Origin of the sequence: Sphingomonas sp. MMS24-J45 (assembly GCF_044881195.1) — a bacterium.
In the GTDB taxonomy this organism is placed as follows: domain Bacteria; phylum Pseudomonadota; class Alphaproteobacteria; order Sphingomonadales; family Sphingomonadaceae; genus Sphingomonas.
Window position 1 is genome coordinate 3,246,594 of record NZ_CP173255.1, and the last position, 11,060, is coordinate 3,257,653.

12 protein-coding genes are annotated in these 11,060 nt (G+C 65.4%); all 12 read left to right on the forward strand.

Going from position 1 to position 11,060, the window contains the following annotated elements; all coding sequences use genetic code 11:
* The first annotated feature begins 24 nt into the window (after positions 1–24).
* The 12 genes from AB5I39_RS15575 to AB5I39_RS15630 all read left to right on the forward strand — a co-directional run bounded on the left by AB5I39_RS15575 (position 25) and on the right by AB5I39_RS15630 (position 11,043).
* A complete protein-coding gene (locus tag AB5I39_RS15575; RefSeq protein ID WP_404374189.1) occupies positions 25–831 on the forward strand; it encodes an avidin/streptavidin family protein in 807 nt (268 codons plus the stop codon).
* A 71-nt stretch (positions 832–902) separates the two neighbouring features.
* Positions 903–2,138, forward strand: coding sequence for an aminotransferase class I/II-fold pyridoxal phosphate-dependent enzyme (locus AB5I39_RS15580; RefSeq protein WP_404368855.1), 1,236 nt, complete (start codon positions 903–905; stop codon positions 2,136–2,138).
* A complete protein-coding gene (locus AB5I39_RS15585) occupies positions 2,131–3,165 on the forward strand; it encodes a zinc-binding dehydrogenase (protein WP_404368858.1) in 1,035 nt (344 codons plus the stop codon). The genes AB5I39_RS15580 and AB5I39_RS15585 overlap by 8 nt, the downstream gene beginning before the upstream one ends.
* 11 nt (positions 3,166–3,176) lie before the next feature.
* Complete coding sequence (locus AB5I39_RS15590; RefSeq protein WP_404368860.1) at positions 3,177–4,070, forward strand: hypothetical protein; 894 nt, start codon at positions 3,177–3,179, stop codon at positions 4,068–4,070.
* A 2-nt stretch (positions 4,071–4,072) separates the two neighbouring features.
* Positions 4,073–5,407, forward strand: a complete 1,335-nt coding sequence (locus AB5I39_RS15595) for a hypothetical protein (RefSeq protein ID WP_404368863.1) — start codon at positions 4,073–4,075, stop codon at positions 5,405–5,407.
* Complete coding sequence (locus AB5I39_RS15600) at positions 5,404–5,997, forward strand: alpha/beta hydrolase fold domain-containing protein (protein ID WP_404368866.1); 594 nt, start codon at positions 5,404–5,406, stop codon at positions 5,995–5,997. Before AB5I39_RS15595 ends, AB5I39_RS15600 begins: the two co-directional genes overlap by 4 nt.
* Positions 5,994–6,326: an alpha/beta hydrolase fold domain-containing protein gene (locus AB5I39_RS15605; protein WP_404368868.1), complete on the forward strand. Its 333-nt coding sequence runs from the start codon at positions 5,994–5,996 to the stop codon at positions 6,324–6,326. Before AB5I39_RS15600 ends, AB5I39_RS15605 begins: the two co-directional genes overlap by 4 nt.
* A complete protein-coding gene (locus AB5I39_RS15610; RefSeq protein WP_404368870.1) occupies positions 6,323–7,225 on the forward strand; it encodes a 2-oxoglutarate and iron-dependent oxygenase domain-containing protein in 903 nt (300 codons plus the stop codon). Before AB5I39_RS15605 ends, AB5I39_RS15610 begins: the two co-directional genes overlap by 4 nt.
* A gap of 11 nt (positions 7,226–7,236) precedes the next feature.
* On the forward strand, positions 7,237–7,593 hold the full coding sequence (locus AB5I39_RS15615; RefSeq protein WP_404368873.1) for a hypothetical protein: 357 nt from the start codon (positions 7,237–7,239) through the stop codon (positions 7,591–7,593).
* A 5-nt stretch (positions 7,594–7,598) separates the two neighbouring features.
* On the forward strand, positions 7,599–8,969 hold the full coding sequence (locus AB5I39_RS15620; protein WP_404368876.1) for a hypothetical protein: 1,371 nt from the start codon (positions 7,599–7,601) through the stop codon (positions 8,967–8,969).
* A gap of 122 nt (positions 8,970–9,091) precedes the next feature.
* Entirely contained in the window at positions 9,092–10,213 is a 1,122-nt protein-coding gene (locus tag AB5I39_RS15625) for a lantibiotic dehydratase (RefSeq protein ID WP_404368879.1), read from the forward strand.
* A complete protein-coding gene (locus AB5I39_RS15630) occupies positions 10,213–11,043 on the forward strand; it encodes a hypothetical protein (protein ID WP_404368882.1) in 831 nt (276 codons plus the stop codon). The genes AB5I39_RS15625 and AB5I39_RS15630 overlap by 1 nt, the downstream gene beginning before the upstream one ends.
* The last annotated feature ends 17 nt before the right edge of the window (positions 11,044–11,060 follow it).

Sequence of the window (11,060 nt, forward strand, 5' to 3'; positions counted from 1 at the left end):
TCCGATCAGGGGAGAGTATACCTAATGACGCTTAGTGGTGTTTGGCAAAACGAATATGGCTCGATCATGGACCTGTCGGTCTTGAGCGGCGGGCTCGTCTTCGGAACGTACAGTTCTTCGACCGGGTCGACCGGGAAATATTGCGTGATCGGGTTTCAGCAAAGTGCCGAGCCGACCACGGCCGCGGGTCAGGCCGTCGCGCTTGCGATCGAATGGCACTCGATTGCCGGCGGCGCGGGGGACCCGAGCTGGAATTGGTCCTCGGGATTGAGCGGGCAGTTGAGCCTGGAAAACGGCAAGGAGTCGCTTGTCCTGGCGCATGCCATGGTGGCCAGCAGCGCGTTCCCTGGCCTATGCGCAGCCGGAACCTATATCGACAAGCTGACCTATTCCCGCGTTTCCGACGCGTCGCAATCATCGCACGAGCGACCTGCCCAGGCGGCGGCGGTGGCCGATCCGATGGCGGGGACCTGGTCGACGGCGGACGGCTCCACCGTCCTCACGCTGCGCGTCTATCCCTATACGAACAATCTCTTCGGCTGGGTGATGGGGTCGCTCAGCACGGGCGGCACGGTCTGCCAGATCGAAGGTGTCACGGACATCAATGCGACGTCGAGCGGCCTCACGCTGCAGTCCACCGCCCTGACGGCGGTCCAGAATGCCCAGAGCGGCCCGGCGATCGCCTTCGCCGGCTGCCTCGACTTGCGTACCGGAATATTGACGCTGCTCAAACTCTCCAGCCTGTCGACAGCACCGGACGCCACGTATGTTCAGACGACGGTCGACCAACTGACTTTGCGGCGCATCACCGCCGATACCAGCGGCAAATGAGACAGCGCTGATCCGCACCGGCAACAGCTGACCGAGCGGGCGAGCCTGCGCATCTAAGGGGGAAACGGGCCATGCATAATCATCGCAATGGTGTCTCGGCTGTGAGCTTCGGCGCACCCGCTTGGGAGGTTTCGAAACAGAACAAGGTCATCGATATCAGGACAGATTATGTGACCCCGAACATCATGCGCCGCTCCGACGGGCATGAATTCGTCAATCTGTGTTCCTGCTCTTACCTGGGCCTGCACAGTCATCCGGATATTTTGGAAGGGGCCATCGCCGCGATCCGCCATACTGGTGCGCTGGATCTACCGATCTCGCGCATCCGCCTACGTCTCAACCTGCTGGAGGAATTCGAAGACCGACTGACGGCGTTGTTCGGCGCGCGCTGTCTCTCCGCGGTGACGAGTTCTGCGGCGACGGCCGGCGTGCTCCCGCTGATCGCCTCCGGCCACATGAGTTCGGACGGTACCCCCCCGGTCATGCTGTTCGACCGCCACGCGCACTTCTCGATGGATTATATCAGGCCGATTTGCGCCGACGAAACCGAGGTTGTCGCCTGCCGGCACAACGACCTGGAACAGATCGAAGATGCCTGTCGCAAGCACAAGTCTGTCGCCTATGTCTGCGACGGCGTCTATTCTATGGGAGGCGTGGCGCCAATCGCCGAGCTGCTGTCTTTGCAGGACCGCTACGGCCTGTTTCTGTTCATCGACGACAGCCATTCGCTTTCGCTCCACGGCGCCCATGGCGAGGGCTATGCCCGCTCGATCATGCGCGAAGTCAATGAGCGTACAATCATCGTCGCCTCGCTCGGAAAGGCGTTCGGCGGTTCGGGCGGTGTCATCATGCTCGGGCCGACCGAGCATGAGGATATTCTGACGCGCTTCGGTGGACCATTGGCTTGGTCGCAGGGGTTGAACGTGCCCGGTATCGGCGCAGGTATCGCGTCGTCGAAGCTGCACGATTCTCCCGAGCTGTCGCGCCGACAGGCACAGCTCCGGCGCAACATGGCGCTCTTCGATTCCCTGATCGCCACCGAGCAGGCGGACAACGGCTTCCCCCTGAAGGTGATCGCCATCGGGGACGAGGACCGTGCGGTAGCCGCTTCGGCGCGCTTGTTCGAAGCTGGATATTACAGTTCGGCTGTGTTCTTTCCGATCGTCAAGCGCGGGGCCGCCGGGCTGCGGATCATGCTGCGTGCCGACAACACGGAAGCGGATATTCGCGGGTTTGCGCAAGCGCTCACCGAAATTCTGCAGCGGGACCTCGCCCCTGCGCCCGCACGCGTGAAGGCCGATGCTTGAGGGCGCAGAGATGCGCGCGGTGCGGGTGCTAGGCGGCCCGGGATCCGCTGCGTTGCGGGTGCGGCCGTGGCCCGTCCCGTCTCCCCGCGCGGGGGAAATGCTGGTGGCGGTGCGGGCGAGCGGCCTTAACCATGCCGACCTGTACCAGCGCGACGGCGAATGGCCTGCCCCGGAGGGCGCGCCGGACACCCTCGGCGTCGAAATCGCCGGCACGGTGATCTCTGCCGATCCGACCGGGCGCTTCGCCAAGGGTGCGCGCGTCATGGCGCTGGTCGACGGTGGGGGCTATGCTGAGATCGCCGCGGTCGACCCTGCGCTCGCGGCGGAGATTCCGCCGCATATCACGTTTCAGGAAGCAGCGGCTCTCCCTGAGGCGTTGATCGTAGCGCATGGCAATCTCGTCGATATCGGCGCTGTCGAGGCGGGCATGCGCGTGCTGATTCATGGCGGCGCCAGCGGGATGGGATCCGTCATGATCCAGGTCGCGCGGGATTTGGGCGCGGAGGTGGTGGCCACGACCAGCGACCCGGCGAAGATCGACAGGCTCAAGGCACTGGGGGCGCATCACGTAGTCGGTCGCGACGGTGCTGCATTCCCGGGCGAAGCCGGCGGCGCGGCGCCCATCACGGGTTTCGATCTGATCGTCGATATGGCCGGCGCCCCGACACTGTCGGCGAATCTCGAGCGCCTCAACCATCGCGGTACGTTGATCCTGATGGGGATCATGGGGGGCACGATCGGCTCGGTCGATGTCGATCCGATCATTCTCAAGCGCCTGACGGTGCGCGGCACCATCCTGCGATCGCTGCCGTCGGCCGAGAAGCGTGCGCTCGCGGCGCGGGCTTTCGCGCGCTGGATTGGGCGCGTCGCCGCTGGTGCGATCCGGCCGGTGATCGACAGCATCCATCCCTTCGAGGCGGTCCGTGCGGCGCACGATCGGCTCGAGCAAGGCGGACATTTCGGAAAGATCGTGCTCGCTCTCGATCCCGAATCAACCAACCGAAACGCACTGCGCGAATTCGCTTAGGAGGACGATCGATGGCGACCTCACTCGAACACAATATTCGTGACGCGGCGATCGACCTTTCGGCCTATGCCGTGTCGCTCGACGGGGCCGATGCGCCCCAGCCGGATGTGCTGACCGAACGGATCGCGGCGCACCTGACTGGGACCCCCGGCTTTGCGATCCTCTATGCGACGCGGCAAGTGCTGGCGGCGCACGGGCTCGACATCGCCGAGCATCGCGACGCCGCCTATGCCCTGCTTGAGTCGGTTTTTCGGGGTGCGATGGCGCGCATCGAATTTCGCCGCTTCACCGTCGTCGACCGCCCGATGGCGCTGGCATCGATGGACGTCGACGGGTTCAATCTCAACGGCGGCTTTTCGCACGACAATAAGATCGAAAGCCGGGCGTTCATGACCTCGAAATGTCTGCATTTCGATGCCGCGACGCCGTTCGTCGCCAACATCTATGGCCTTAACGAGAATATCGGCGGCGGCCATCCGCTGCTGAGCGACGTGCGCGCTTATTGTCGCGATCACGGCGTGAAGCCCAGCGAGGTCGTCGACGCGATTCCCAACAATTACAATGTCGTGATCGCCCCCGCGCATTACGCCGCGATACGTGATCAATACACCGTCGGGCTGGATATCGACATCGACACGGACATGATCGCGATCCTGTTGCTGAACGAAGTGGCGTTCGGCGTCGCGCACGGTGCCACCGCGCCATATCGCATAGACGAGAGCCGCCCGGCGCGACGACCGCTGAGGCATTTCGAATATCAGTTCGAGGCCGAGGACGATTATGTGACCTGGTACGGCCATTACGACGTACCGATGGTCGAGGCGAAGGACTATGCGGGCGAAAACCTTTCGCTCGATTATTATGAGCCGGCGCCCTTCGACCGGTTCGTCCGGATCGGTGCCTGACGATGGGTGTCGCCGCTGACAACCAGATGTTGATCGCGGCATTGGACGCGGGCGAGGTCGGCGCGCTGGCGGATGCGACGGCGCGGCGCCTGCGGGAGGAGCTGGTTGCGGAGGGCGGGTATCTCCTCGAATTGCTGCCGCGTCCGATCTTTTGTGCGCCGGATCAGGTTCGCGCATTGGCAGAGCAAGGCCGTCGCCTGATCGCGCTGCAATCGCGCCTGATCGCGGAGATGATCGCGACAGAGGGACGGGAAGGGTTCCTCGATCGTTTCGGCGTGGCGCCCGACTTCCGCGACCTTGTACATTGGGAGGAGTTGGTCGCGCCACGCTATCTGGTCGGTCGGCTCGATCTGCTCCGGCTCGCCGACGGCAGCTTCCGCTGTTGCGAAATGAACGTGGATTCGTGCGTCGCCGGGGCGGAGATTTTCGATGCCGGACGCGATACCCTGCTGGCGCTTGGCCTGGATGAGGACTGTCTGCCCGCCCGCCCGCTCGATCAGCTTGCGACGCTGATCGCCGATACCGCCCGGCGGATCGGCGCGGAGCGGATCGTCATTCTCGACTGGAGCATCGGCGGAGGCTCGGCAGGGAAGGGCTACATCAGTTACGACCGGATGCGCGCCGCCGTGCTGCTTGTGAGCGGGCTTCCCGTGCATATCGCGGACGAGACCAGCTTCGATCCCGCCTGGCTCGAGCCCGCCGAGGCGGAACGCACGCTGGTGCACCGCGGCTTCATGATGGAGGAGATTGATGACGGCGGCGCGTTCCTGCGCCGGTTGATCGGTGCCGGGGCGCATGTCTTTTCGTTGCTGGAGGCCGATATCCGCATGGACAAGGGCTGGCTCGCGTTGATGTGGGACGCGCGTCGCGCTGGTCGTTGTTCGACGGCGGAGGCGGCGCTGCTCGACGGCTTTGTACCGGAGACATGGCAGGTGACCGCCGACACGGTCGAACCGCTGGTGGCACGCCGCCACGACCTCATCTTCAAGACGCGGCAGGCGTTCGGCGGGGCCGGCATTCTGGTGGGTGCCGAGACTCCGGCGAATATTCTTCGCGATGCGCTGTCGGCGACGCCGGACCATTGGGTGGCACAGGTCATGGTCGCGCCCGAGCCGCTCGCGATGCCGCATGCGCCCGGGGAGGCCCCCCAGCAGCATGAGATCGTCTACGGCCTGTACCTCTACGGCGATGCCGAAAACGGCTTCCTGCTGCGGGGCTCGACCACGTCGCGGATCGTCAATGTGTCGAGCGGGCGCGGGCGGATCGGATGGGCAATGGCGCTGGAGGAGCGAGATCGCGCAGCATTCCTCAAGCACTTGGCGGTGAAGGCGTCATGACCGCGCTGACGATCGATGACGCGCAGGAAAGCGCGGAGATCGCGGCGCTGGTCGATGCGCTGGCTGCGGCCGGCTGGCCGGAGGGGCTGGCGGCCGAACGGGCCGCGATGGAGGCAGAGGCTACGCCCCTTGCGCCGGATATTGCGGCGACTGCGATGCAGTTGGCGGGGCGGCCGGCGGAGCGTCTGGTCGGACCTGCGGGCGGCGCTGCGGGCACGTGCCTGTATCTGCATGGTGGCGGCTATGTGTACGGATCTCTGCTCAGCCATCGCGGCCTGATTGGCGAACTGGCGCGCGCCACCGACCTCCGCATGATCCAGCTTGATTACCGGCTGGCCCCCGAGCACCCGTTTCCTGCTGCGATCGAGGATGCTGTCGCGGCAGTGCGTGCGCTCTACGACTCCGGGGTTCAGTCGCAGGATTTCGTCCTGATGGGCGACAGTGCGGGGGGCGGCCTGACGCTTGCGACGCTGCTCGCCTTGCGCGACTCCGGCACCGCCATGCCGCGCGCGGCGGTGGTGCTCTCGCCCTGGACCGATCTCAGCTGTTCGGGGAAAGCTATCGCAGCCGTGGGGCGATCGACCCGATGATCGACCATGCGCTCGCGACCAAGCTGGCGGGGCTTTATGCGGGCGACGCGGATCGCCGCGACCCGCGTCTGTCGCCGCTCCACGGCGATCTGTCGGGCCTGCCGCCGATCCTGATCCAGGTCGGCGAACGCGAGACGCTGTATTCAGATGCTGCCGATTTTGCCGCGCGCGCGCAGGCCGCGGGCAGCCCTGTCACGATCGAGGAATGGCCGGGCATGATACACGTCTGGCACCAATATTACGCGCGGCTTGCGGCGGGCCATCGCGCGATCGCACGCATTGCGGCCTTCCTTCGCGACACGGACAGTGCAGAGGGAACCCAGCGATGAGTGTGGCCGGCATCCCGATCATCGATCTGTCCCTTGCCCGCAGCGGCGATCCGCACGGCCATGCGGCGGTGGCGCGCGAACTGGACCGGGCGGCGCGCGAGATCGGCTTCTTCGTCGTCACCGGCACTGGCATCCCCGACGCCGTAATCGACGACGCGTTTGACGCGTTGACACACTTTTTTGCTTTGCCGACCGAGGCCAAGGACGCGTGTCGGCTGGCGGCAAATTCGTCGCCGCCCGACGATCGCTTCACGCCCTATGGCTATAGCGGAATGCTGGAGGAAAATGCGTTCGCATACATGGGCGAGATGGGCAAACCGTCCGACTATGTCGAGAAATTCAGCCTCGGACGGCTGGCGCTGGATGAAGGGCGTATGTTGCCCTTTCCAGCGGGAGCGTTCGGCGTACGGATGCGCCAGGCCTTGGTGGCCTATTTCCGCGAAACCTGGACGCTCGCCAATGTCGTGACTGGCTTGTTCGAAACCGGCCTGGGCAAGCCCAGGGGCTTCTTCACCGACCGGATCTCCCAATCGGCGGATTCGATGCGCTGCCATGCCTATCCGCCGCTGCATCCCGACTTCGCAAACAGCCAGGGCATGGGCGCGCACCAGGACGGTACGCTCGTCACCTTGCTGACGCACACCCGCCCGGGGATCGAGGTGCAGATGCGCGACGGTAGCTGGCTGCGTCCCCCGGCAGGGCGGCTCGGCGATTATCTGGTCAACATCGGCGACCTGCTCTCGCACTGGACCGACGGTGCCTATGTCTCGACGCCGCATCGTGCGGTGCTGACCGAGAGCCAGCGGCTGTCGATCGCCTTTTTCAAGCTCACCGACGAGGATGAACTGACCGAGGCGGGCGACCGCCAAATGGAAGCGCTGGTGGGGCGCGCAACGTGAGGAGAATGACGATGGTCAAGAAAAGCACGGCTCGCGAGACTGAACCGGCATCGAAGGCGCCGCCGACCGGCGGGCGCACGCGCGCCCATCCGATGATTACCGGGCTGTCCGATCGCAACATGGGGCTGAAAATCGGGGTGCGCTATGCCGATCGCGGCTTGGCCGGTTTCCTGCCGATCATCGGTTGGGCGACGGTCGGCAATTACATCGAGGCCGGCACGGCTGCACTGACCCCGGTGATCAAGGGCGCAGGAAATCAGCCGACCCTGGCATCGGCGGCAACCGTAAAGGGGTATGTCGGGCTGTTCCCGATCGACGCGACCGTCGCCGATATTACCGCCAACCCCGGGACGGATCGCCCGGTTTGAGTCCGATGTCGACCCGGATGCCCGAACTCCGGGAGGTAACCGACGAAGCGGACCGGCTGCTGACGGCTCACCTTTCGGAGGTGCGCGATTATACCCAGGCCTTCCAAGCGCAGGCGCGGGAGGCCGGGATCGTGACGATCGACGGGACTGGCTGGGCAGTGCGGCCCATGCTGTTGCCGGCCGACCGGCTCCGCTTCGTCGGCACGGCGTTTCATCGCGCGATGGAATCGCTGCGCCGCGATATTCGCGCGCTGTCGGCCGATCCGGGGCGGCTGAACGAATGCTATCCGTTCGGGTCGGCGCTCGGCAGCGCGCTGGATGTCGGCGCGGGCTGCGACAGTCCGTTCTTCCACAGCCATTATCGGCCCGACGGATTTCTGTTCGAGGACCGCTATCAACTGTCGGAAATCAATTTCGGCAACGGCATTCTCGTCAGCATCGCCTATACCGAATGGACGGCGCGATATTGGGCGGGCCATCCGGTCCTGCGCCGCATGGGGTTGCACCATGCGCGTTATCATCCGCGGCCGTTCCAACGCTACATCGCCGCAGTCCGACGCGCCGCGCGGCCGGTGGAGCGACCGACCATCGCCTTCCTCGCGCATTCGGCCGAACTGGCGGAACTGCGCAGCTTTCCCGAACGGGTGTTCCGCCAGATTGATTTCGGCGTGGAGCAGTTCGAAGCGGCGGGCCTGTCGGTTCGGATCGTCGATGAAACGGGCATCGCGATCGATCGATCGGGCGAGCCGGTCTTCGCCAGCGACGGGGCGGCGATCGATGCCGTCACGCTGATCACGGTCAATACGAGCTTTCTCGACCATCCCGAACGCTTCGCTCCGGGCGGCCCGTTTCATGCCTTTCGCGGGGCGCGGATCGGCACCGTCGCGATCGTGAAGCCGCTGGCCGGACTGTTGATGGACAAGGGCGCGCTGCCCCGGCTCGGCGAATTGGGTGCACGCAGGACGATGGCGGATGGCTTTGCTTTCGACGTCACGCACACCGAACATCCCAGCCGAAACCTGCCGGGTTGGTATGAAGATGATCAAGCGGGATGGGTGATTAAGCGCGCCTTTGATGGGAAGGATACGCACCCCGGTATCGCCCGTTCGCCGACAGAATGGCTGCGGCGCGTATCGCGCGCGACGCGCGGCCCGGGCTATGTCGCACAACGCTATGTCTCGCTGCCCAAGGCGCGCATTCCGGTCCTCGTCGATGGCCAGCATCTCGAATGGGTCGAGAGTCGAGTCGAAACGTCGAGCTTCATGATCGGTGGACGCAACGTGGGGACCGGAATTCGGCATGCGCCCGATGCAGAGGGACATGTGATGACGGATTTCCCCGATGGATACGGATACACCACGGCGCTGGCGCTATGAGGATTGCGCTGTCGGAGGGATGGTCGCTCTGGCCGATCGGACTCTTGCGCGGCGCCGGGTTGCCATTTTCGCTGTTTGAAACGGCGCTTGGCAGTTCCGATAACGCTATCCGCGCGGCGCGCATGTCGCTCTTTCGCGAAGCCGTGGCGTGGCAGAACCGGCGGATACTGGCCACCGCGCTCGACCGGCTGGCGGTCGATGCTCCGCTCGATAAAAAGGCGCGGCAATCGCTGCGCGTCGTCGCCCGCTATGTGCAGCGCTACACCGCCAAGAACGACACGATCGGCTTCTTTGGCCCGCTTGGGTGGGCGCGGCTCGTCCCGGATGCGCCGGGTGCGTTCGTGCCCGCCGACGCGTTGGTTGCGGCCAGACGCGTGAGTTTCGAACCCTGGGCGGTAAAGGCCATCCTAAACGCGTGCCCGCAGGCCCGCGCCGCCACGACGGTCAGGTTGGCGGCACATCTTCGGCTGGACGGTGATCGGCTGATCGGGCCCGAACAGGTACGCGCGCTGACGGCCGACGAACTGCGTTTGCTCCGCGATGCGGTCGGGAAGCCCCGCAGGGCTATCGCGGACACCGATGCGGGCGATCGGATATTATGCGACCAATTGATCGATCAGGGCGTGCTGGCCGCCGACGTGCCGGTCGCGGTGGCGCATGATCCCGCGGAAAAGGCGCCGCCGTCACCGCTCTTCGCGCAGTTCCGAACATTGATCGGCGATCTGGCCGGGAGTGCGGGCGATGCCGAACGGGTTTCGGCGGCAATCGAACGGATCGAAGCCGAATTCGAGCGGCACACCGGGAGAGGGGCGACGCGCGCGCCGGGCCAGACCTATGCCGGCCGAACGCTCGTCTACGAAGATTGCCGACGCGGTGGCGACCTGACCCTGAGCAAGGCGGCGCTCGACCCGGTATCGGGCGTGCTGGCGCTGATGGGACACGTTGCGCGTGGTTACAGCTTCTCCATTGGCCAATCCGTATGTGCGGAGATGCTGCGGATTTTCCGCGAGCAGCAGCGCGCTTGCGTGCCGTTGCCGCGCTTCTGGCGGCTGACCGATCCGGTGTTCGAGATGGAGCGTCCCCCGCGGTGGCGGAGGCCGCAGATCGCCTCGCACAGGATTGGGCGGCTGCCTTCGCGGCGCAGGAAGCCATCTCCTTGCAGGACGCGGAGGCGAAGCTTTCACCGCGCTGGCGGGCGCCTTCGCCGGGCTGGCCGGGCGCGCGGCACCATTCACCCGATCTGATGTGGCAGGCCGAAAGTCCCGAGCACTTGCTGAACGGTGGCGGCGTCCCGATCCTCGCCGAATTCCATCCGGGCGTATCGACCTTCACGACGCTCAGCGTGTTGGGGCTCGCGCCCGATCGCGCCGCTTTGGAGGCGCTGTGGGCCGAGGACTTCCCGGAGCCGCTGATTAGCCCGATCCCGCATGAAATTTTTGCCCGCTCCACCCAGGATGCGCGGCTCGCGGCGTCACACGTGCATATCGATACCGGGCACGGCTATGTCGCGTCCGGCGATCGCTCCGAAACGATTCGCGCGGCCGATCTCGACGTGGTCGAAGCCGACGGGCGATTGTGGGCCGTCAGCCTGGACGGCCGGCACCGCTTCGATCTGATGGCGGTGTTCGAGCGCCGCATCAAATTGCGCGCCGCGGTTGCCTTCCCGGTGGGCCCGGCCGGACTCGGACCGCGGCTGACCATCGATGGCGTGATCGTCCGCCGCGCGTGCTGGCGCGGAGCGCCGCCACCGCTGCCGCGCGACCGGTTTCGACCGGAATTCCGTGATGTATTGCGTCGCTGGATCACGGAGATGGGCGCGCCCGAGCGGGTGTTCGTCCGGCTTCCGCGTGAAGTTAAGCCGGTGTTGGTCGACATCCGATCCGACCTGTCACTGGACATGCTTGCCGCCATGCTCGACGGTGACGCTGTGGTGCTGAGCGAGATGCTGCCCGATGGAGACGGGCTGTGGCTCGCGGATGCTGCAGGGGAGCGCTATACCTCCGAGCTTCGTCTCACCCTGTGCGATCCGCTGCCGTACGACGGCACGCGCGTCTGGCAACCGCCCGCATCGTAGCGGGCCGCAAGCGACCT

Coding starts and splice junctions, on each gene's coding strand:
- AB5I39_RS15575 (WP_404374189.1), top strand. CDS start 25: ATGACGCTTAGTGGTGTTTGGCAAAACGAATATGGCTCGATCATGGAC.
- AB5I39_RS15580 (WP_404368855.1), top strand. CDS start 903: ATGCATAATCATCGCAATGGTGTCTCGGCTGTGAGCTTCGGCGCACCC.
- AB5I39_RS15585 (WP_404368858.1), top strand. CDS start 2,131: ATGCTTGAGGGCGCAGAGATGCGCGCGGTGCGGGTGCTAGGCGGCCCG.
- AB5I39_RS15590 (WP_404368860.1), top strand. CDS start 3,177: ATGGCGACCTCACTCGAACACAATATTCGTGACGCGGCGATCGACCTT.
- AB5I39_RS15595 (WP_404368863.1), top strand. CDS start 4,073: ATGGGTGTCGCCGCTGACAACCAGATGTTGATCGCGGCATTGGACGCG.
- AB5I39_RS15600 (WP_404368866.1), top strand. CDS start 5,404: ATGACCGCGCTGACGATCGATGACGCGCAGGAAAGCGCGGAGATCGCG.
- AB5I39_RS15605 (WP_404368868.1), top strand. CDS start 5,994: ATGATCGACCATGCGCTCGCGACCAAGCTGGCGGGGCTTTATGCGGGC.
- AB5I39_RS15610 (WP_404368870.1), top strand. CDS start 6,323: ATGAGTGTGGCCGGCATCCCGATCATCGATCTGTCCCTTGCCCGCAGC.
- AB5I39_RS15615 (WP_404368873.1), top strand. CDS start 7,237: ATGGTCAAGAAAAGCACGGCTCGCGAGACTGAACCGGCATCGAAGGCG.
- AB5I39_RS15620 (WP_404368876.1), top strand. CDS start 7,599: ATGTCGACCCGGATGCCCGAACTCCGGGAGGTAACCGACGAAGCGGAC.
- AB5I39_RS15625 (WP_404368879.1), top strand. CDS start 9,092: ATGTCGCTCTTTCGCGAAGCCGTGGCGTGGCAGAACCGGCGGATACTG.
- AB5I39_RS15630 (WP_404368882.1), top strand. CDS start 10,213: ATGTGGCAGGCCGAAAGTCCCGAGCACTTGCTGAACGGTGGCGGCGTC.